Consider the following 17,812-nt stretch of genomic DNA (forward strand, 5'->3'; position numbering starts at 1 on the left):
TCACGTCGACGCGCCCTCGCCGGCCGTGCGCGGGCAGAACGGAGTCGGTTCGTCTACCAGGTCTCGATTCGCCCCGCTCGCACGTCCTCAGCACACCCCTCGCAGTCGGGGTGGCCCGCCTCGTAACAGGCCGGCCGGTACTCGTCGTCCAGCGTCGCCGCCCGCCGTTCGGCGTAGCGCCGACAGACGATCTTCGCCCGTCCCTCCTCGTCCGACGGCAACTCGCGGGCGTTTCTCGCCACCCGGTAGGCCTCCCGGGCCTCGTCGAGTTGCGCGTCGGTCGACGTGCGTAGCTCCTCGTACTGCTCGCCCGCTTCCCGAAGTTTCGATCGCAGGAACCGCTCGAGCCGGCGACGATCCGCCATTGGGCTCCTGTTTGGTCGCCGGTCACATAGTCTCGTCGCCGGGACGTCACGAGTCGAACGACGGCTCGATCGGCTTACCGACCGTCGTAGACGACCTCGCCGTCGACCAGCGTCAGCGCCACGTCGATCGCGTCGATTCGATCGGCCTGGTCCCACGGCGACGCCTCGAGGACGACCAGGTCGGCCCGCTTCCCGGCCTCGATCGTCCCCAGCCGATCCTCGTCGAAACCGGCGTAGGCCGCGCCCCGCGTGTAGGCCCGGAGCGCCTCGGTGACCGACAGTCGCTGGGCGTCGACGGGCGCGTTCACCGCGTGGTGGATCCCGAGCAGCGGATCGAGCGGCATGCAGTCCGACCCGAACGCGAGCGGGACGTCGTACTCGAGGGCGCGCCGGAACCGGTTCGTTCGCTCCCGGCGCTCCACCCCGAGGCGCTGGTCGTAGAGGCCGCCCGCTCCCGCCCAGCGGTGGAAGTTCGGCTGCATCGACGCCACGATGCCGGCCTCGGCCATCCGCTCGAACTGGTCGTCGGTCGCCAGTTCCGCGTGTTCGATCCGGTGGCGATCTCCGCCGGGATCGGACGTGGCCTCGAGGGCCGACAGCGTCTCCGCGATCGCCGCGTCGCCGATCGCGTGGATCGAGAGCTGGTAGCCGTGGCCGTCGGCTCGATCGACGAGCGCGGCGAGTTCCCCGGGGTCGACGACCCACTGGCCGCGGTCGTCGTCCGCGTCGCCGTCGCTGGTCGCGATCCTGTCCCCGCTGTCGGCCGCACCGACGTACGGCTCCCACAGCTTCGCCGTCTCGCTGCCGATGCTGCCGTCCGAGAAGGACTTGATGGCCCCGGTCTGGACGAATCCGCCGGTCGCCGCGGCTCCGGTCCCCGCGCCGGCTTCGGTATCGGTCGCCAGCCCGACCTCCACGAGGGCGTCGAGGTGATCGCTCCAGTAGTCGATCCGCACCCGCAACGGCAGGTCGCCGTCGGCGGCCATGTCTCGATACACTCGCGGGGCCATCGATCCCCGGACCTTGTCGTGGACGCCGGTGACGCCGAGGGCGACGGCGTGATCCGCCGCGGCTGCGATCACCTCGCGCATCTCCGCCCGATCGGCCGTGATCTCGCGCCGGACAGCCTCGGCGGCGTCCTCGACGGCGACGCCGGTCGGCTCCCCGTCCGCGGAGCGCAGGTCGGACTCGGGCATCTCGTCCCGGAGCCGTTCTAACGCCGTCGAGTTCAGCGAGGCGGTGTGCAGGTCGACCCGCATGGCGACGACCGGCCGCTCCTCGCTCACCCTGTCGAGGTCGTCGCGGGTGAGATTTCGGGACTCGTCCCACTCGCTCTCGTCGTAACCGAACCCGAGGACCCACTCTCGATCGGGGTCGCTCGCCGCCTGTTCGGCCAGCAGGTCGAGACACTCCGCGCGGCTCCGGGCGGCCGAGAGGTCCGCGTGCACGAGGTGCTGGCCCAGTTGCTCGAGGTGGGTGTGTGCGTCGATAAAGCCCGGCAGGACGACTCGTCCCTCGCAGTCGATCCGATGGGTCTCGACTCCCTCGAGGAACGCGATCTCGTACGTATCGCCCACGCGGACGATCTCGCCGTCCCGGATCGCGACGGCCTCGTGGGTCCGATCGGGCTCCGTCAGGGTGTGTACCTCCGCGTTCGTCAGCAGGAGATCCGCAGCCGCGGTCATGGGAGAGTGCGCGCGGGCGAGGAGCAAAACAGTTGGGTTCGATCGGTGCGCCGGTCCTGACCGGGGGACGATTCTCTCGGTTCATCCGCGACTGCGGCGGGAACGTTCAGCCCGTGGTGATCGTCACGGCGGCCCCGGAACTGATACTTTCATGGTGGGTGCTACCATACCATACCTCATCCCCAATGGCGAGCAGAGACGACGTGACCAGAGTTCTCGCGTCCTGCGTCGAGTGCGGTTCCATCTACGCCGCGCGGCAGTGGCCAGACGGATCGGTTAAACTGATCGGACAGGAGGGGTGCAGTTGCGGCTCGACCGCGTTCGCCGTCATCGACGACGCCGATGACCCCGGTTCGGAACCGTCGTCGAGCGGCGGCTAGCCGGTCGCCTCGACGTCTACCCGGACGATCGAGTCGGCCGATCGAGGACCACAGCTACTTAGCTGTCAGCGCGTGAACCGTTCGTATGGTCTCCCGCGAGAACCGCGTCATCCTCGGCTCGTTCCTCCTCTTCGTGGCCGTCGTCGCCGGTATCGCCTTCGCAGACCGCCGGCTGGGAGTCTCGATCGGCGACGCCCCGCTGGTCGGGTATCTTCTGCTCGCCGGCGTGGCGATCGTCCTCCCACAGCTCTACCTCGCGAGGACGGACGACGACGTCTCACCGCGATACCGGATCTGGTTCGCGACCGTCGCCGCGGTTGGCTTGGCGTTCTCGATCGTCTCGGACGCGACGGGGCTACAGCGGGCGTCGATCTACGCCATCGCCGGGACCGTGTTCCTGGGAGCCGTCTGCTACGAGGTCGTCACCGGCTATCGGGCGGCGCGGACGGACGAGTCACCGCTCGATTCCGGTGGGTGACGCGTCGCGACGATCAGCAACTGTTAGGACCCACGGCTGTCATGGCCAACCTATGACGGACCCCCAGGACCTCGCCGATCGCGTCCGCGAGGGCGATCTCCGGATTCACGAACTCGAGGCGCACGCCGACGCAGACACCGCCGCCGAAGCCCGACGGCTGTTCGTCGAGCGCGAGACAGGCACCGATCTCGAGGCGATCGGCGACTACACCTTCCCGGCCGAAGCCGCGGAGCCGAACATCGAGAACATGATCGGGGCGGCCCAGGTCCCGATGGGCGTCGTCGGTCCCGTCCCCGTGGCGGGCGGCGCGGCCGACGGCGAGTACCACCTGCCGCTCGCAACCACGGAGGGCGCGTTGCTCGCGTCGGTCAACCGCGGGCTCTCGGTGATCCGCTCCGCGGGGGGTGCAGACGCTCGCGTCACGAAGAACGGGATGACCCGCGCGCCGGTGTTCCGGGTCGACGGCGTGGCCGAGGCGGCCGAGACGGTCGACTGGGTCGAGGGGAACGTCGACGCACTGCGCGAGGCCGCCGAGTCCACCACGAGCCACGGCGAACTGCTGGCCGTCGAACCCTACGTCGTCGGCGACTCCGTCTACCTGCGCTTCGCCTACGACACCAAGGACGCGATGGGGATGAACATGGCCACGATCGCGACCGAGGCGGCCTGCGAGGTCGTCGAGCGCGAAACCCCCGCCTCGCTCGTCGCCCTCTCGGGGAACCTCTGTTCGGACAAGAAACCTGCCGCGATCAACGCCGTCGAGGGCCGGGGCCGATCGGTCACCGCGGACGTCGTGATCCCCGGCGACGTCGTCGCGGATCGGCTGCACACCACGGCGGACGCGATCGTCGAGGCCAACACCCGTAAGAACCTCGTCGGGAGCGCCAAGGCGGGCAGCCTGGGCTTTAACGCTCACGCGGCGAACGTCGTCGGCGCGGCGTTCCTCGCGACCGGGCAAGACGAGGCCCAGGTCGTCGAGGGGGCGAACGCGATCACGACGATGGACGCTCGAGCGTCCGACGACGGGGGAACCGACCTCTACGCCAGCGTCTCGCTGGCCTCGCTCGAGGTCGGTACCGTCGGCGGCGGGACGAAACTCCCCACGCAGTCCGAGGCCCTCGACGTTCTCGGCCTCCGCGGCGGCGGCGATCCGCCGGGGTCGAACGCGGACGCGCTCGCCGAGATCGTCGCCGTCGGTGCGCTCGCCGGCGAACTCTCCCTGCTCGCCGCACTCGCGTCGAACCACCTCGCGAGCGCACACGAGGATCTCGGGCGGTAGTCGTTTTCGGGGGTCCTCGTCTCTGTACTGGTCAGCCGGGCGCGTCGCCGCTCTCCCGCCGGGTCCGGATCGTCACGACCGCGACGTACGACCCGCCGGCGACGAGCAGGAGCAAGCCGCCCGCGACCTGCCGGCCGCTGGCGGCGGTCGAGACCAGGAGGAGTCCGACTCCCGCGAGGGCGTACGCGCCGGCGAGGTCACGCCGGCCGTAGGCCCCGTGGAGGATGGCAATCGCGAGGACGGTCAGGGCGAACGTTCCCGTCGCCAGCGTCGTCGTCTCGATCCCGAAGATCGACTGGCTGACGAGCGTGCCGTAGGCGAGGAACGCGACGGCGACGACCGTCCCGACGCCGATCGTCACTTCCTGCACGTCGACCGTTTCGTCCATGGGTGTCTCTGTCCCGTGGCGACCCAAAGCCCTGCCGTTCGATCGCTCACGGACCGACACGTCCCGGATCGTCACGCCGGGGACGACAGGCTACGCCGGGACTACAGGCGGCGGTATCGGCCACGGCTCTCGCTCACCGCACCGCGTCTGGTGAGTTTCTCGAGGGCGTTCCTGACGTACGCGGCCGAGACGCCGCGTTCGCTCGCGTACTCGACGATCTCGTCTTCCGTCGGCCGATCGAGGTCCGCGAGTGCCGCCTCGACGATTTCCTTCTTGCTGCCGCTGCGGTTCGGCCCGCGCGGATCCCGCTCGCCCGCGTCCGCGACCTCGTCGACGTCGAGGCCCGACTCGTCGAGGTACTCCTCGTCGTCGACGACGCCGTCCGCGACGTCGTCTTCGAGGGCCGCGAAGGAGTCCAGTTCGGCGAACGTCTCGCCCTCGCCCTGCCGGTTCGCCAGCATCGAAGCCCGGACCTCGCGAGCCTCGTCGGCGTCGTCGGTCTCGACGAACTTCTTGCGCTTCTCGTAGGCTTTCCGCGACCCACAGCGGGGACACTGCGTCGTCTCCGATCGACCCTCGATGAGCCAGAGGTGTGAACACTCGCTGCAGCCGACGACGGCGTACATGCCCCGAGATCCGGGCGGGCCGTAGTTCAAGGTTCGGCAAGCGCGGTGGAAGTGATCACGCACCGTCGCCGCGATCGTGTCGCCGACCGGAACGTTTTCGGTATCTGACTGATACTGTCCGCCGATGCCAGTTCCCGAGGGACCGGTTAGCGGCGCGCTGCTACTGGACGGCATCGTCGTCGTATTTCTGCTCCTGTTCGTCGGCGTTCCGGCCGTTCTCCTGGCGACGTACTACGGCCTGGCGTCCGAAGTACGGTCCGATCGGGCGTCTCGGCTGCCACCGCGTCGCCGATCGCACTCCGGAAACTATGAGGGGCGCTACCCCGTGTCGAGACGTATGGAACGCGTTCCCCTGTCCGACCTCGATCCGTCAGAAGCCGCCGACGGCGTTCACCTGGCGCTGATGGCGGGCACCGAATCGATGAACGTCCAGCACTTCGAGATCGAACCCGGCGCGACCGTCGAGGAACACAGCCACCCCCACGAGCAGACGGGGTTCATCTACGAGGGCGAACTGGTCTTTCTCACGGACGGCGAAGAGATCGTCTGCGAGCCCGGTGACTCCTACGCGATCCCGGGCGAGCAGCCCCACGCGGCCGAGAACCGGGGCGACGAGACGGTCCGCGGCATCGACATCTTCAGCCCGCCGCGCGAGAACCCGAACTGGCAGGCGTAGGGGGTCTCGGCACGACCAGCCGTTCGCGTCGAGTGCATCGTCGCTCGTGATCGGTCGGCGTGGACGCCGGAACTATCTCTTTTAATATGTATATTCCAACGAGAACAACTCGGGGGAGGATGCGATAAACTATAATCAAGTTTATAGTAGTGTAATAAAGAAAACATATATTCGTCAGGACGACGAACGCCTAGAACGATGACAAACGATCGAATCGCGGACGGACTACCGGTCGTCTCGGCCGCCGACGCAGCGGCGTCGATACCGAACGAGGCGACCCTCTACACCGGCGGTATCGGCACGGGACCGAAGGAGTTGCCGCTCGCGCTCGCCCGCTCGGACCGAGACCTATCGCTGTCGATCATCAGCAGCGCCGACGCGGGCTTTCTCACAGACACGCAGGTCGTGGGCAGCGGCGGCGTCGACTTCCGGTATCCCTTCGCCGTCTGGCCGGATCATCGACAGGCGGCAAATGGGGGCGAACTGACGTTCGTCGACGACCACTTCTCCTCGATCTCCCGGACGGTCCAGCAGGACGTGTTCACACCCGAGTTCGGGTTCGACGGGCCGACCGTCGCCATCGTCGAAGCGGTGGCGGTCGACGACGACCGATTCGTGCCGACGACGGCTATCGGAGCCATACCGACGTTCGTCGAACACGCGGATCGGGTGATCGTCGAGGTGAACGAAGCCGTTCCCCTCGCGGTCGGGGAGTTCCACGACGTCTACCGGCCCGGCACCCCGCCGCGAGATCCGATCCCGCTTTCCGCCCCCGACGACCGACTCGGCGATCGGTACGTCGAACTCCCCGACGGTCCGGACGCCGTCGTCCGATCCGATCAGCCGCCGATGCCGTATCCGTTCCGCGATCTCACCGGGGACGAACGGGAGATCGCGGATGCGACCGTCGATTTCCTCAAACGCGAGGTCGAGCGCAACCCCGCGTTCGAGGACCGACTGACAGTAGAGGTCGGCGTCGGTACGCTCGGCGACGAGATCATGCGTCGGCTGGACGGACTCGCCGCGCCGGGTCGTGAACTCGCGTACTACGGTGAAGTGATCCAGGACGGACTGCTCGAGTTGCTCGCCGACGGAACGCTCGAGGCCGCAAGCGGTACCGGGATCGTCATCTCTCAGAAGTGGATAGACCGACTGTACGACGAGGCAGAGACGTTCACTGACCGCCTTCGCGTTCGGCCCGTCGACGTCGCGAACGAGCCGTCGGTGATCCGACGGCTCGGCCTCGTCGGCATCAACAGCGCCGTCGAAGTCGACGTCTACGGCAACGCGAATTCCTCACACGTCCGGGGCTCACAGGTCCTTCAGGGGATCGGCGGGAGCGGCGACTTCGCACGGAACGCGCTCGTGTCGGTGATCGTTCTCCCCTCGACGGCTCGCGACGGTACCGTGTCGCGAATCGTCCCGATGGCAACCCACGTCGATCACCCGGATCACGACATCGACATCGTCGTGACGGAACAGGGCGTCACGGACCTTCGCGGACTCGGGCCGAGCGACCGCGCCGACCGGCTGATCGAGGAGTGTGCCCATCCCGCCTTCCGCGACGACCTCCGGGAGTACCTCGAGCGGGCGACCGCGGGGGACGATCCGGGCCATCTCCCACACGACCTGCAGACGGCGTTCGACCCGCTCGAACGGGAAGCTTCGCAGTTGAACAGGTAATCGCCGAACGATTGCGGAGTCCTGCCACCTCGACGCGCAGTCGATTCCGCCCAGACGTGGGAGAGGCGGTTCGGTTGAACGCGTGATCCGGAATTAGCTATATTCCTCGATCGCGTCCCACTCGCGGGCCATGAGTTCGCGGACGCCGTGATCGAGAATTCCCTCACCGAGCGACGTCGCCCGGTAATAGGAATAGAGCCCGTCGGTGTCGGGTTCCTTGCGTTTTCGGTTCTCGACGAGACCGACGTCGACGAGTTCGTCGAGGTGGTAGTGGAGGACGTTCGACTCGACGTCGAGTCGGTCACGCAGTTCGCTCGCGCTTTGCGGTCCCGCCTCGACCAGCGCGTTCAGCACGCGAAACCGCGTCTCGTTCCCGATCGATCGCTGCATCGCGAGGTACTCTTCGAGCGAGAGGACGCTGTGTTCGGGCAGTAACTCGTCCCCCGATCGTCGTACGGAGCGCTCGGATTCGGCCATACATCTATTTTGAATCCCCTCCTGTTTAAGCGTTCGCTGAGTCAAGAATCACTGAAACAACCCATATTTATATACGGTCGGTGAGCACCCGAGGTATGCGCGACCGGATCATCGACGAACTGGGTGATCTTCCACGATCGCGGTTTCTCGTCTACCTGATGGGCCCGTACGAGGCGTTCGACGTCGAGCGTGCGGTCGCAGACGTCGATCCCGACGCGATCCCCGAATCGGTCGATTTCGGGTCGCTCGTCGGGTCGGATCACGAACTCGGCCGGGACGAGGCGGCACTCGACCTGTTGCTGGACGTTCGCGACCATCTTCGGACGTCAGCGGGCGTCAATGCGTTCCTCGCGATCGACGTCGGTGTAGAGCTGTCCGAGATGGACGCCGCGAGCCAGAGCATCGCATTCGCCCGAGCGAGCAATGCGGTCGTGTACGTGGTCCCCGCCGTTGGCGACAACCTCGGTGTCGGAATCGAGGTCGGATCGGTCCTCGAGGCCCTTTTCAACGAGGAGACCGCGGCCCGCCGCCGCGAGCGGGTCATGTTCGTCCACGAGTCGGGCGTCCGCAGCGCGATGATCGCCGCCGTCCGTGATCGCTGGGAGGCACGGATCTACTCCTACGACGATCGGGCGGATCTGGAGCGCCAGCTCCGGTTGTTCGTGCGCGACCTCATTCGGAAGGAGCGAACGGGCGAGTTGCCGCGACTCGGGTAGCACTTCCGTTCAGTCGTGGGCGTCACTCCAGGGACTTGCGCATCTCGACGTGGGGGATCCCCGCCTCCTCGAACTCCTCGCCGCGGCGTTCGTAGCCGAGCCGGCGGTAGAACTCGGCGGCGCGGGTCTGGGAGTGGAGTTTGAGCGCCGTCAGTCCCTGCTCGCGGGCCTCGTCTTCGACGGCGTCCATCAGCTCCCGGCCGATCCCCTCCTCGCGTCGCGACTCCAGGACGGCGACGCGTTCGACCTTGCCGAGTCCCGGTTCCGTCTCGCGGAGGCGGGCGGCCCCGATCGGTTCGCCCTCGTCGTAGGCGACGAAGTGAACCGACTCGTCCTCGTGCTCGTCGTACTCGATCGCCTCGTCGACGCCCTGTTCCTCGACGAACACCGTCTGTCGGACGTCGTAGGCGTCTTCTCGTTGCTCTTCCGAGTCGACTGCGCGTACCTCGGCCATCGCGAGGGTGTAGGCAACGCCGTGCCGAGAGCGTTTCGACCCGTCCGCATCCCGTCCGGAAACGACGGGCGCACCTCACCGCCCGCGTCCTACGCCGTCGATCGATCGAGGACCGCTCGTACGTCAGCCGCGACGCCGTCCGTCCCCGCTTCCGGGGCCCGATCGAGCCAGAGGAGATCCGCCACGTCGTCACCGGCGAGGGTTGGTTCGTCCGCGATCGGCCGGCCGGTGACCGTGGCTCGGACGAGGACGTCGTACGTCGTCACGACCCGATTCGCGTGGTCGTCCTGTCTGAACTCGACGCGGCGAACGCGAACTGGCTCGTCGAGGCTCGCCTCGGCGCCGGTCGTCGTCGTGATCGCCCGTCGCCCAGCCGCGGCCCAGTCCTCGTCGGGGTCGACGGGAACGGCTGGCAGGGTCCACCCGCGGGCGCCGTCGCTCACCAGCAGTACCTCCCCGTCGTCGTTTGTGATCCCGACCGTCACGTGGTGTTCGAGTTCGCGCGCCGTCTCGAACTCCGATCGAGTACCGGTCCGCGTCTCGGTCTGGACGGCGACCTCGTCGCGATCGCACAGGGACTCCGGATCGAGGTCGAGACCGGATGTCATGTGTGAGATGGGGGGATGCCGGGCCGAAAAGCTGCTGGTTTCGACCGCGGTGCGCGCCGACCGGGTACTGGTTCCTGCTCGACGTACTGCCGTCGAAGAACGAACGGAAATCTCGGCGGCACCGAGAGGGCACGAGAATAGTGTTCCGAGAGATAGAGCGCGGCGGTTCTGACTGCTCGAAAACCGTCTACGACGGCCTTTCGATGCGTTCGGCGCGAGCCGAACGACCGAGAAGCGAGCTTACGCGAGCGTCTCGATATTGCTGACGACTTCGTCGGCGAACTCGCTGGTGGCGAGTTTCTCGGCGTCGTCGAGCTGGCGTTCGAGGTCGTAGGTGACCTTGCCGGAGGAGATGGTCTCCTCGACGGCGTCGCGGACGAGGTCGGCGGCGTCGCTCCAGCCGAGGTACTCGAGCATCATGCGCCCCGAGAGGATCATGGCGGTCGGGTTGACCTTGTCCTGGCCCTCGTACTTGGGTGCGGAGCCGTGGACGGGTTCGGCGAGCATGCGACCGTCGCCGAAGTTAGAACCGGGGGCGATACCGAGCCCACCGATCTGGGCACCGCAGGCGTCGGACATGTAGTCCCCGTTCAGGTTCATCGTCGCGACGACGTCGTACTCGTCGGTGCGGGTGAGGATCTGCTGGAGCATGTTGTCCGCGATGCGATCGTTGACGACCACGGCGTCCTCGGGGGCCTCGCCGTCGCGTTCCTCCCAGAGGGTGTCCTCGGTGATGACCTCGTCGCCGTACTCCTCTTCGGCGACCTCGTAGCCCCAGTCGCGGAACTGGCCCTCGGTGAACTTCATGATGTTACCCTTGTGGACCAGCGTGACCGAGTCGCGGTCGTGTTCGAGGGCGTAGTCGATCGCACGGCGGACGAGACGCTTGGATCCGAACTCCGTGATCGGCTTGACGCCGATGCCGACGGGGCCGTCGTGGATGACGCCCGTCGCGCCCATCTCGTCTTCGACGAACTCCTTGACCTGCTCGACTTCGTCGGTGCCGGCCTCCCACTCGATGCCGGCGTAGACGTCTTCCGTGTTCTCACGGAAGGTGATCATGTCCATCTGTTCGGGGTCTTTGACCGGCGACGGGACGCCGTCGAGGTGGTAGGTCGGACGGACGTTCGCGTAGAGGTCGAGTTTCTTCCGCAGCGCGACGTTGAGCGATCGGAAGCCGGCGCCGACGGGCGTCGTCAGCGGGCCCTTGATCGCGACGCGGTGTTCCTTGATCGCCTCGACGGTCTCCTCGGGGAGGTTCTCGTCGTACTTCTCGCGAGCGCTCGCGCCGGCGTAGACCCGCATCCAGTTGATCTCGCGGCCGGTTTCCTCCGCGGCGGCCTCGAGGACCTTCTGTGCGGCGGGGCCGACGTCGCTCCCCACACCGTCACCGTGGATGATCGGGATGATCGGGTTGTCGGGAACCTCGAGCTCGTCGTCGGTTCCCTCTTTCAGCGTAATCTTCTCCCCCGCGTCGGGGACCTCGATCTTGTCGTAGCTCATCTCGTCTGTACGGTGCTCCGATGGGGGTAAAAGGTCTACCATTTCCATCGACGGCGGCAAAAATTGTACGAGAACGAATTCGACGTCACCCCGGGAGCGAGGAGAACCGATGCGGTCGAGCGGCTATACGCGCCGAAATATTCCCCTCGTTCCATCATAAACATTCGTTGAATGAACGATGGGATACCGACAAAACCGCAATTTCGTACCGGGAATCGATCGGTCCCGATTCGGCCCGCGCCCACAGAACGGGCCCGCACCCGCCGGTCGAGACGGTACTCCGGTGGCCGATCGGGGTGGTGCTCCCGGCGGTTCAGGACGGATCCTCGCGCGGCCGCTCAGGACGGGTACTCCGGAGGCGGGGTCAGGTATCGGAACAGCAGTACCGTCCCGGCAACGACGAGGACGCTGCCGACGCTCGCGAGTACGGATCGGCCGATCGTCGTCGTCCAGGATTCCGTGAGACTCATCCACAGGAGCGACAGCGACGTGCTGCCGACGACGATCAGTACGACCCCGACGTCGACGGGATCCCGCTCGTCGTCGACCGCCAGCCGTGCGGTTGCGATCGCTGCCATCGCGGCACAGAACGCGACGAGCAGGAAGGCCGGCGTCATCGTCGTCGCGGTATTCGGGCCGCCATCGTAAGTCCCGGTGGTTCGACCGCGCCGGACGCCCGCGTCGGACCCGGGGTAGAAAACCACAAGGGCCGCCGTCCGAGAGGGAACGCGTATGCAGGTACTCGTCCACGGTGGTGCAGGAAGCGATCCCGACGATCCCGGCTCGCGGCGCGAGGTCCTCGAAGCGGCGGCCGACGCCGGCGCAGCGGCTCCGTCGGCCGTCGACGCGGTGGAGACGGCCGTCAATCGGCTGGAGTCTTCGCCGCGGTTCAACGCGGGCGTCGGGAGCGCCGTCCAGAGCGACGGCCGGATCCGGACCGACGCGGGGCTCATGACCGACGACCGATCGGTCGGGGCGGCGTGTTCGATGCCGGACGTCGAGCACGCGGTCAGCGTCGCCCGCGTCGTCTTGGAGGAAACGCCGCACGGATTCGTCTCTGGCGACCACGCCGTCTCGCTGGCCGAGGCGTTCGGTGTCGAGACGGGGGTCGACTGCTGGACCGATCGGACGCGCGAGCGGTGGTCGGAACTCGACCCGCCGACCGGAGGCACTCGCGACGAACTCGCGTGGATCCGCGACCGGTACGGCCGATCGGATCCCGACGGGCGGGACGAACGGGCAGACGGGAGCGGACGACCCGGCGACCACGGGACGGGGCCGGTCGACGAGTACGACCACGACACAGTCGGAGCGGTCGCGTTCGATGGGGAGTCGCTCGCCGCGGCGACGTCGACGGGCGGGCGCTGGCTCGCGCTCGCAGGCCGGGTCGGCGACGTTCCGCAGGTCGGGGCCGGATTCTACTGTTCGCCCGCCGCCGCGGTCAGCGCGACGGGTGCCGGCGAGGACATCGCCCGCGTCACGCTCTCGCGACGGGTCGCTCGTCACGTCGAGCGCGGCCACGACGCGTCCGCGGCGGCGGAACTCGCGATCGAGGAGTTCGCGGAACTCACGGGCTCGACGGCAGGAGTGATCGTTCTCGACGCGCGTGGTACTCTCGGGTCGGCGTACAACAGTGCCGCGATGCAGACCGCTCGCGCGACGTCCTCTACGGGGTAACGCCCTCGTCCACGGGGTACCGCCCTCGAGACCGGCTGCCTCCCGCCGGGTACGGTACCGTCGGTCTCGAGGGGCCCCTCGCCTGGACGGCCCGGTAACCGACTCGATCGAGGGCTGTGGCGTCTCTCACGCCATCCGGGACGGAGGTGGTCGACGGGAATAATTCGTCACGACCGTTTCACAGAATTCGACCCCGTTACGAGTCGTTTCCGAAAGAAACAGTCGACGCCGGGTTTACCGGGGCGGATCTCGTTCTCGGAAATTCGACGATCGTCGTCACATAGTTTTATTATTGACGTGACCTTCTCCAGAACTGATGCTCGAACCCTCATATCACGCGGCGCGACAGTGTCCGGAGTGTGCAGCGACGCTCTCGAACGTCCAGGGCGTCGACACCTGTCCCGACTGCAACTGGATCGACGACCGACGGGCCGAACGCTGATCCGTCGCGTCGACCGGAGGCGGAACCTCTTTTTGTCGACCGATACAACCCAGTTGCATGGCCGAATCCGAGGTGGACCTGGAGTCCGAGCAGTACGAGAAACACCGGGAAGCCGGCGAGATCCTCTCGCAGGTACGCGAAGAGACGGTCGACCGCGTCGAGGTCGGTGCGAGCCACCTCGAGGTCGCCGAGTTCGCCGAGGACCGGATCCGGGAACTCGGCGGCAAACCGGCGTTCCCGGTGAACATCTCGATCGACGAGGAGGCGGCCCACGCCACGCCGTCGATCGACGACGAGACGACCTTCGGTGAGGAGATGATCAACCTGGACATCGGCGTCCACGTCGACGGCTGGCTCGCCGACACGGCGATCACGGTCGACCTCTCGGGGAACCCGGAACTCGCCGAGGCCTCCGAAGAGGCCCTCGAGGCGGCGCTCGAGGTGGTCGAACCGGGCGTCGAGACCGGCGAGATCGGTGCCGAGATCGAGGACGTCATCGACGGCTACGGCTTCAACCCGGTCGTCAACCTCACCGGCCACGGCCTGGGCCACTGGGAACAACACACCAGCCCGAACATCCCCAACCGCGCCGTCTCGCAGGGGACGACGCTCGAGGTCGGCGACGTCGTCGCGATCGAACCGTTCGCGACCGACGGCGGCGGGAAGGTTTCCGAGGGGGCCAGCGAGGAAATCTTCGCCCTCGAGCGCGAGGGGACCGTCCGCAACCGGCAGGCCCGCGACGCGCTCGACCAGATCACCGAGGAGTTCCGCACGCTCCCCTTCGCGACGCGCTGGCTCGAGACCGATCGGGCCGAGATGGCGCTGCGCCGACTCAAGCGCAACGACATCGTCCACGGCTATCCGGTGCTCAAGGAGGACGACGGATTCCTCGTCAGCCAGAAGGAACACACGCTCATCGTCACCGAAGACGGCTGTGAAGTGACGACGAGGTAGGGAGGAAAACGGGAGGGACCGAACGTCGTCCGTTCTGCGATCGCGAATTCCTGTGAGAGCACCGATCGCGATCGGTTCGAATTCGAGTCGAGGATCGTCGGATTCGCGTCGGCGATCGTCGGGTCGGAGTCGACGGTCGTCGGTCAGGCGTTGTTCATCCGCTGGCTGGTCCGGTTACCACACCGCTGGCACTCGGCCACGCGGTAGGGTTCGCGGGAGAACTCGGCGTTCTCGTTTTTGAGGCTCTCGGTCCGGATTTGAACGGACACCTCGTGGAGAGTTTCGAGGCCACAGTCGTCACAGCGCTCGGTTATCCCGTCGAACGGATCGTCTGTCGTTGCCATTACTGGAGCCGTTGGAATAGTACCGTCTTAAACCCCTGCTTCGTCTCGAAACACGAGTTTAGCAGATTACAAGTCGGCATCACCGTCCCTGCAAAACGTACTGAGGGCGTTCAGTGCTGCTTAGTATCAGTTCTCGGTGATTTTCGACCGGCGATCGGGCGTCGTGACAGTCTCGGTACGCTGGAGTATCCGGTAGCTGTCGCGTCTCTCCTGACGTACGGGTCGCGGGGACCAGTTCGCCGCCTCCGTCTCGTCACGTCCGGTCTCCGACGGGTTCGTTCTCTGGTGGCAGTGACGTGGCGAAGACGACTTACCGACGTGGGGAGACTCGCGACTATGGAGCAGGTGTTCGCACCGTGGCGGATCGAGTGGATCGAACGCGAGGAGAAAAACCCCGACGTCGAGGAGTGCGTTTTCTGCGAACTCCCGGCGCTGGACGCCGATCGGAATCACCTGATCGTCGCGCGCAGCGACCGCGCCGTCGTCATGCTGAACAACTACCCGTACAACCCGGGTCACGCGATGGTGATCCCCGACGCACACACCGGCGACTACGGCGACCTCGACGACGAGCAACTGCTCGATCACGCCCGTCTGAAACAGCGGACGTTCGACGCACTCGAGACGGCCCTCGAACCGGACGGCTTCAACGCCGGCCTCAACCTCGGCGAGGGGGCCGGGGGCTCGATCGGAGATCACCTCCACACGCACGTCGTCCCGCGCTGGAAGGGTGACACCAACTTCATGCCCGTCCTCAGTGATACGTCGGTGATCGTCCAGGCACTCGAGGACACCTACGATCGGGTCCACGAGGCGTTCGCCGAGCAGGCGGGGACGACGGTCCCGGGCGACGACGCCGCGGTCGTCGTGGAGTAGTTCGATAGCTGTCGAGTGCCGGGAGTTTTGGGCACTCGCACACAACGGGTTCCCGTGACGACCGACGAGACCCTCGCGACCGCTGCACGGGCGATTCGCGACGCCGACGAAACCGTCGCCCTGACCGGTGCGGGCGTCTCCACCGCGTCGGGGATCCCGGACTTCCGGGGTGACGACGGACTCTGGCAGCAGTACGACCCGGGTGACTTCCACGTCGATCGGTTCCGATCGGATCCGGGCGGTTACTGGGACCAGCACCTCGACCTGCACGACGAATTCTTCGACGACGACGTCGAACCGAACGGCGCCCACGAGGCGCTTTCCGACCTCGAGGCCGCGGGCCACCTCGACACGCTCGTCACGCAGAATATCGACGGCCTCCACGCCGACGCCGGCTCCGATTCCGTGGTCAGACTCCACGGAACCGCGGCGAAAGCGGTCTGCCAGTCGTGCCGGCAGCGGTACGACGCCGACCCGATCCTCGAGCGGGCCCGCGACGGCGAACTGCCGCCGACCTGCGACGAGTGCGACGGCACTCTCAAACCGGATACCGTCCTCTTCGGCGAACCGCTCCCCGAACACGCCCTGTTGCGATCGCAGGCTGCCGCCCGGTCGGCCGACGCCTTCCTCGCGATCGGTTCCTCGCTGACCGTCGAACCGGCCGCCTCGCTCCCGAAGACGGCCGCCGATCGCGGCGCGACGCTCGTGATCGCGAACCTCGATCGGACGCCGCTGTCGCGCCGGGCGACCCACGAGTTCCGGGCGGACGTGACCGAGGTCGTGCCACGGCTCAGGGACGCGATCGTCGGTGACGCGGAGCAGTAGGCCGAAAACGCGGGTTCGGCGTCCGATTCGCCCGTTTCGGCGGACGGTGGAAACCTTGAATAGAACCGTCGTGTCATGCTATAACGTAACAGGGTGTGAAACACATGACCGACGCATACGTCAATATCCTGGTCGACCCGGGTGCCGTCACTGCCGCCGCGAACGAGATCGGCGACCTCGACGCGGTCAGTACAGTCCACGTCGTTACCGGCGAATACGACGTCGTCGCACAACTCGAACTCGACGATTCCGACGATCTCCCCCGGGTCGTTGCCGACGAAATCCACGGCGTTGCGGGCGTCGTGGATACGGTGACGAACGTCGCCTTCGAGCCGTAACTCCACGGATCACGAAGGCGGAGCCCTCGTACCGCCTCTCGGGAGCGAGTGGCGTCTCGATCGGCGGGTCCGCCGATCCGTGAGCCAGCAAAACGGTCCGCCTGTCCATACGCTTTTGAGTGAATGGGTCGTGTTCTCGAGCGACATGGAGTACGAAGTCGTCCACACGGAGGACGTCCCGATCACGGATCTCTCGGAGATCGACGAGGTGCCGCCGGACCTGCAGATCCGAGCGATCGACGAGGTACTACCCACCGAGAACGTCCAGCTCAAGCTCTGGTACTTCGAGCCCGGCGAGGAGATCCAGTATCACGCCCACGCCGAACAGGAGGAACTGTACTTCGTCGTCGAGGGGGAGTTCTCGCTTAAACTCGGCCGATCGGGCGAGGAAGAGTACGTCGAGGCCGGGCCGGGCACGTTCTGGATGGCCCGGCCGGAGATCGGCCACGGCCACCGTAACGTCGGCGACGAGGAGGGGGTCGTCCTCGCGATCGGCGCGCCGGCCGTCGAGGACCCGGGGCTCGATCCGCACAGTCTCGACGACGAGGCCGACGAGTAACCGCGGGCGATCGGTCGGTTCTCAGGCGTACGTCGACTCGAGATAGTCCAGGATCCGCTCCGATTCGGCCATCGTGACCCCGTACTCCTCGTCGACGACGACGGGGACCTGCCGCTGGCCGGAGACGCGCCTGACCTCGTTTCGTTTCGAGTGCAGCCCCTCGACCCAGACGCTCTCGTAGTCGACGTCGAGTTCCTCGAGCCGATCGACGACGACCTCGCAGTACGGACAGCCTTCGAGGCGGTACAGGGTGACCATGCGGCGTCGTTCGCACCGAACGGGCAAAAGCGTGGGTGAGGCCCACGTCTCGTTCCGGTTGTTCCGCCGCGGCTGGTCCCGTCGGATTTTGCTGCCGCGACTGGTCCCGTCCGGTTTCCCGCCGATCGCTCCCCCGTTCCGTCGTCGGGCGACGGCCCGATCCGTCGTCGTTCCGTCGTTCGCCCCATCGTTCCGGTGTGCGGAGATTTTTGGTCCCCGCG

24 protein-coding genes are annotated in these 17,812 nt (G+C 66.8%); 13 read left to right on the plus strand and 11 right to left on the minus strand.

What is annotated here, in order from left to right:
- Nucleotides 1–53: 53 nt before the first annotated feature.
- Together MUG98_RS24790 and MUG98_RS24795 are read right to left on the minus strand one after the other, a co-directional pair.
- A complete protein-coding gene (locus MUG98_RS24790) occupies nucleotides 54–365 on the minus strand; it encodes a DUF7091 family protein (RefSeq protein ID WP_265110062.1) in 312 nt (103 codons plus the stop codon).
- Between the two features lie 74 nt (nucleotides 366–439).
- Nucleotides 440–2,050 carry an amidohydrolase gene (locus MUG98_RS24795; protein WP_265110063.1) on the minus strand — a complete coding sequence of 537 codons (1,611 nt, stop codon included), beginning with the start codon at nucleotides 2,048–2,050 and terminating at the stop codon, nucleotides 440–442.
- A 203-nt stretch (nucleotides 2,051–2,253) separates the two neighbouring features.
- Between MUG98_RS24795 and MUG98_RS24800 the strand changes: the two genes are divergently transcribed.
- The 3 genes from MUG98_RS24800 to hmgA all read left to right on the plus strand — a co-directional run bounded on the left by MUG98_RS24800 (nucleotide 2,254) and on the right by hmgA (nucleotide 4,187).
- A complete protein-coding gene (locus MUG98_RS24800; protein WP_425601070.1) occupies nucleotides 2,254–2,430 on the plus strand; it encodes a hypothetical protein in 177 nt (58 codons plus the stop codon).
- A gap of 85 nt (nucleotides 2,431–2,515) precedes the next feature.
- Complete coding sequence (locus tag MUG98_RS24805; RefSeq protein WP_265110065.1) at nucleotides 2,516–2,908, plus strand: hypothetical protein; 393 nt, start codon at nucleotides 2,516–2,518, stop codon at nucleotides 2,906–2,908.
- A 52-nt stretch (nucleotides 2,909–2,960) separates the two neighbouring features.
- Nucleotides 2,961–4,187, plus strand: a complete 1,227-nt coding sequence (gene hmgA / locus MUG98_RS24810) for a hydroxymethylglutaryl-CoA reductase (NADPH) (RefSeq protein WP_265110066.1) — start codon at nucleotides 2,961–2,963, stop codon at nucleotides 4,185–4,187.
- Nucleotides 4,188–4,218: 31 nt separating this feature from the next.
- On the opposite strand, the gene MUG98_RS24815 is transcribed toward hmgA, so the two are convergent.
- Both MUG98_RS24815 and MUG98_RS24820 read right to left on the minus strand, forming a co-directional pair.
- On the minus strand, nucleotides 4,219–4,575 hold the full coding sequence (locus tag MUG98_RS24815; RefSeq protein ID WP_265110067.1) for a hypothetical protein: 357 nt from the start codon (nucleotides 4,573–4,575) through the stop codon (nucleotides 4,219–4,221).
- 101 nt (nucleotides 4,576–4,676) lie between these two features.
- Complete coding sequence (locus MUG98_RS24820; RefSeq protein WP_265110068.1) at nucleotides 4,677–5,201, minus strand: DUF5817 domain-containing protein; 525 nt, start codon at nucleotides 5,199–5,201, stop codon at nucleotides 4,677–4,679.
- Between the two features lie 337 nt (nucleotides 5,202–5,538).
- On the opposite strand from MUG98_RS24820, the gene MUG98_RS24825 reads away from it, so the two are divergent.
- Both MUG98_RS24825 and MUG98_RS24830 read left to right on the plus strand, forming a co-directional pair.
- The gene (locus MUG98_RS24825) at nucleotides 5,539–5,877 is read left to right on the plus strand and encodes a cupin domain-containing protein (protein ID WP_265112521.1); all 339 of its coding nucleotides are present in this window, start codon (nucleotides 5,539–5,541) and stop codon (nucleotides 5,875–5,877) included.
- Between the two features lie 198 nt (nucleotides 5,878–6,075).
- Nucleotides 6,076–7,560, plus strand: a complete 1,485-nt coding sequence (locus MUG98_RS24830; RefSeq protein ID WP_265110069.1) for an acetyl-CoA hydrolase/transferase C-terminal domain-containing protein — start codon at nucleotides 6,076–6,078, stop codon at nucleotides 7,558–7,560.
- A gap of 93 nt (nucleotides 7,561–7,653) precedes the next feature.
- On the opposite strand, the gene MUG98_RS24835 is transcribed toward MUG98_RS24830, so the two are convergent.
- The gene (locus tag MUG98_RS24835; protein ID WP_265110070.1) at nucleotides 7,654–8,037 is read right to left on the minus strand and encodes a winged helix-turn-helix domain-containing protein; all 384 of its coding nucleotides are present in this window, start codon (nucleotides 8,035–8,037) and stop codon (nucleotides 7,654–7,656) included.
- Between the two features lie 95 nt (nucleotides 8,038–8,132).
- Here MUG98_RS24835 and MUG98_RS24840 point away from each other — a divergent pair, with 95 nt between their 5' ends.
- Nucleotides 8,133–8,753, plus strand: coding sequence for a DUF7509 family protein (locus tag MUG98_RS24840; protein WP_265110071.1), 621 nt, complete (start codon nucleotides 8,133–8,135; stop codon nucleotides 8,751–8,753).
- Between the two features lie 22 nt (nucleotides 8,754–8,775).
- On the opposite strand, the gene MUG98_RS24845 is transcribed toward MUG98_RS24840, so the two are convergent.
- The 4 genes from MUG98_RS24845 to MUG98_RS24860 form a co-directional block, all read right to left on the minus strand.
- Nucleotides 8,776–9,207 (minus strand): GNAT family N-acetyltransferase, encoded by a 432-nt coding sequence (locus MUG98_RS24845; RefSeq protein WP_265110072.1) that lies wholly within the window; start codon nucleotides 9,205–9,207, stop codon nucleotides 8,776–8,778.
- Nucleotides 9,208–9,296: 89 nt separating this feature from the next.
- Complete coding sequence (locus tag MUG98_RS24850; RefSeq protein ID WP_265110073.1) at nucleotides 9,297–9,815, minus strand: NUDIX hydrolase; 519 nt, start codon at nucleotides 9,813–9,815, stop codon at nucleotides 9,297–9,299.
- A 240-nt stretch (nucleotides 9,816–10,055) separates the two neighbouring features.
- Nucleotides 10,056–11,318, minus strand: a complete 1,263-nt coding sequence (icd, locus tag MUG98_RS24855; RefSeq protein ID WP_265110074.1) for an isocitrate dehydrogenase (NADP(+)) — start codon at nucleotides 11,316–11,318, stop codon at nucleotides 10,056–10,058.
- 338 nt (nucleotides 11,319–11,656) lie between these two features.
- A complete protein-coding gene (locus MUG98_RS24860) occupies nucleotides 11,657–12,022 on the minus strand; it encodes a hypothetical protein (RefSeq protein ID WP_265110075.1) in 366 nt (121 codons plus the stop codon).
- A 28-nt stretch (nucleotides 12,023–12,050) separates the two neighbouring features.
- On the opposite strand from MUG98_RS24860, the gene MUG98_RS24865 reads away from it, so the two are divergent.
- From MUG98_RS24865 to map, 3 genes are all read left to right on the plus strand, one after another.
- Nucleotides 12,051–12,995, plus strand: coding sequence for an isoaspartyl peptidase/L-asparaginase (locus MUG98_RS24865; protein ID WP_265110076.1), 945 nt, complete (start codon nucleotides 12,051–12,053; stop codon nucleotides 12,993–12,995).
- A gap of 316 nt (nucleotides 12,996–13,311) precedes the next feature.
- A complete protein-coding gene (locus MUG98_RS24870; protein WP_265110077.1) occupies nucleotides 13,312–13,437 on the plus strand; it encodes a hypothetical protein in 126 nt (41 codons plus the stop codon).
- Nucleotides 13,438–13,494: 57 nt separating this feature from the next.
- The gene (map, locus tag MUG98_RS24875; RefSeq protein ID WP_265110078.1) at nucleotides 13,495–14,391 is read left to right on the plus strand and encodes a type II methionyl aminopeptidase; all 897 of its coding nucleotides are present in this window, start codon (nucleotides 13,495–13,497) and stop codon (nucleotides 14,389–14,391) included.
- Between the two features lie 143 nt (nucleotides 14,392–14,534).
- Here map and MUG98_RS24880 read toward each other — a convergent pair whose 3' ends face one another.
- Nucleotides 14,535–14,735 (minus strand): DUF7835 family putative zinc beta-ribbon protein, encoded by a 201-nt coding sequence (locus MUG98_RS24880; protein WP_265110079.1) that lies wholly within the window; start codon nucleotides 14,733–14,735, stop codon nucleotides 14,535–14,537.
- Nucleotides 14,736–15,071: 336 nt separating this feature from the next.
- Here MUG98_RS24880 and MUG98_RS24885 point away from each other — a divergent pair, with 336 nt between their 5' ends.
- From MUG98_RS24885 to MUG98_RS24900, 4 genes are all read left to right on the plus strand, one after another.
- Entirely contained in the window at nucleotides 15,072–15,611 is a 540-nt protein-coding gene (locus MUG98_RS24885; protein ID WP_265110080.1) for an HIT family protein, read from the plus strand.
- Between the two features lie 54 nt (nucleotides 15,612–15,665).
- Nucleotides 15,666–16,436 (plus strand): NAD-dependent protein deacylase, encoded by a 771-nt coding sequence (locus MUG98_RS24890; RefSeq protein WP_265110081.1) that lies wholly within the window; start codon nucleotides 15,666–15,668, stop codon nucleotides 16,434–16,436.
- 104 nt (nucleotides 16,437–16,540) lie between these two features.
- Complete coding sequence (locus MUG98_RS24895) at nucleotides 16,541–16,774, plus strand: Lrp/AsnC family transcriptional regulator (RefSeq protein WP_265110082.1); 234 nt, start codon at nucleotides 16,541–16,543, stop codon at nucleotides 16,772–16,774.
- Between the two features lie 145 nt (nucleotides 16,775–16,919).
- A complete protein-coding gene (locus tag MUG98_RS24900) occupies nucleotides 16,920–17,333 on the plus strand; it encodes a cupin domain-containing protein (RefSeq protein ID WP_265110083.1) in 414 nt (137 codons plus the stop codon).
- Nucleotides 17,334–17,354: 21 nt separating this feature from the next.
- Here MUG98_RS24900 and MUG98_RS24905 read toward each other — a convergent pair whose 3' ends face one another.
- Complete coding sequence (locus MUG98_RS24905) at nucleotides 17,355–17,591, minus strand: glutathione S-transferase N-terminal domain-containing protein (RefSeq protein ID WP_265110084.1); 237 nt, start codon at nucleotides 17,589–17,591, stop codon at nucleotides 17,355–17,357.
- Between the last annotated feature and the right edge of the window lie 221 nt (nucleotides 17,592–17,812).

Origin of the sequence: Halosolutus halophilus (assembly GCF_022869805.1) — an archaeon.
Taxonomy (GTDB): Archaea; Halobacteriota; Halobacteria; order Halobacteriales; family Natrialbaceae; genus Halosolutus; species Halosolutus halophilus.

Bases quoted from the DNA above. Each gene is read 5' to 3' on its own strand.
- MUG98_RS24835 (WP_265110070.1), bottom strand. From the start codon at position 8,037: ATGGCCGAATCCGAGCGCTCCGTACGACGATCGGGGGACGAGTTACTG.
- MUG98_RS24900 (WP_265110083.1), top strand. From the start codon at position 16,920: ATGGAGTACGAAGTCGTCCACACGGAGGACGTCCCGATCACGGATCTC.
- MUG98_RS24825 (WP_265112521.1), top strand. From the start codon at position 5,539: ATGGAACGCGTTCCCCTGTCCGACCTCGATCCGTCAGAAGCCGCCGAC.
- MUG98_RS24840 (WP_265110071.1), top strand. From the start codon at position 8,133: ATGCGCGACCGGATCATCGACGAACTGGGTGATCTTCCACGATCGCGG.
- MUG98_RS24820 (WP_265110068.1), bottom strand. From the start codon at position 5,201: ATGTACGCCGTCGTCGGCTGCAGCGAGTGTTCACACCTCTGGCTCATC.
- MUG98_RS24805 (WP_265110065.1), top strand. From the start codon at position 2,516: ATGGTCTCCCGCGAGAACCGCGTCATCCTCGGCTCGTTCCTCCTCTTC.
- map (WP_265110078.1), top strand. From the start codon at position 13,495: ATGGCCGAATCCGAGGTGGACCTGGAGTCCGAGCAGTACGAGAAACAC.
- MUG98_RS24885 (WP_265110080.1), top strand. From the start codon at position 15,072: ATGGAGCAGGTGTTCGCACCGTGGCGGATCGAGTGGATCGAACGCGAG.
- MUG98_RS24850 (WP_265110073.1), bottom strand. From the start codon at position 9,815: ATGACATCCGGTCTCGACCTCGATCCGGAGTCCCTGTGCGATCGCGAC.
- hmgA (WP_265110066.1), top strand. From the start codon at position 2,961: ATGACGGACCCCCAGGACCTCGCCGATCGCGTCCGCGAGGGCGATCTC.
- MUG98_RS24830 (WP_265110069.1), top strand. From the start codon at position 6,076: ATGACAAACGATCGAATCGCGGACGGACTACCGGTCGTCTCGGCCGCC.
- MUG98_RS24845 (WP_265110072.1), bottom strand. From the start codon at position 9,207: ATGGCCGAGGTACGCGCAGTCGACTCGGAAGAGCAACGAGAAGACGCC.
- MUG98_RS24815 (WP_265110067.1), bottom strand. From the start codon at position 4,575: ATGGACGAAACGGTCGACGTGCAGGAAGTGACGATCGGCGTCGGGACG.
- MUG98_RS24790 (WP_265110062.1), bottom strand. From the start codon at position 365: ATGGCGGATCGTCGCCGGCTCGAGCGGTTCCTGCGATCGAAACTTCGG.
- MUG98_RS24870 (WP_265110077.1), top strand. From the start codon at position 13,312: ATGCTCGAACCCTCATATCACGCGGCGCGACAGTGTCCGGAGTGTGCA.
- MUG98_RS24880 (WP_265110079.1), bottom strand. From the start codon at position 14,735: ATGGCAACGACAGACGATCCGTTCGACGGGATAACCGAGCGCTGTGAC.
- icd (WP_265110074.1), bottom strand. From the start codon at position 11,318: ATGAGCTACGACAAGATCGAGGTCCCCGACGCGGGGGAGAAGATTACG.
- MUG98_RS24795 (WP_265110063.1), bottom strand. From the start codon at position 2,050: ATGACCGCGGCTGCGGATCTCCTGCTGACGAACGCGGAGGTACACACC.
- MUG98_RS24865 (WP_265110076.1), top strand. From the start codon at position 12,051: ATGCAGGTACTCGTCCACGGTGGTGCAGGAAGCGATCCCGACGATCCC.
- MUG98_RS24905 (WP_265110084.1), bottom strand. From the start codon at position 17,591: ATGGTCACCCTGTACCGCCTCGAAGGCTGTCCGTACTGCGAGGTCGTC.
- MUG98_RS24895 (WP_265110082.1), top strand. From the start codon at position 16,541: ATGACCGACGCATACGTCAATATCCTGGTCGACCCGGGTGCCGTCACT.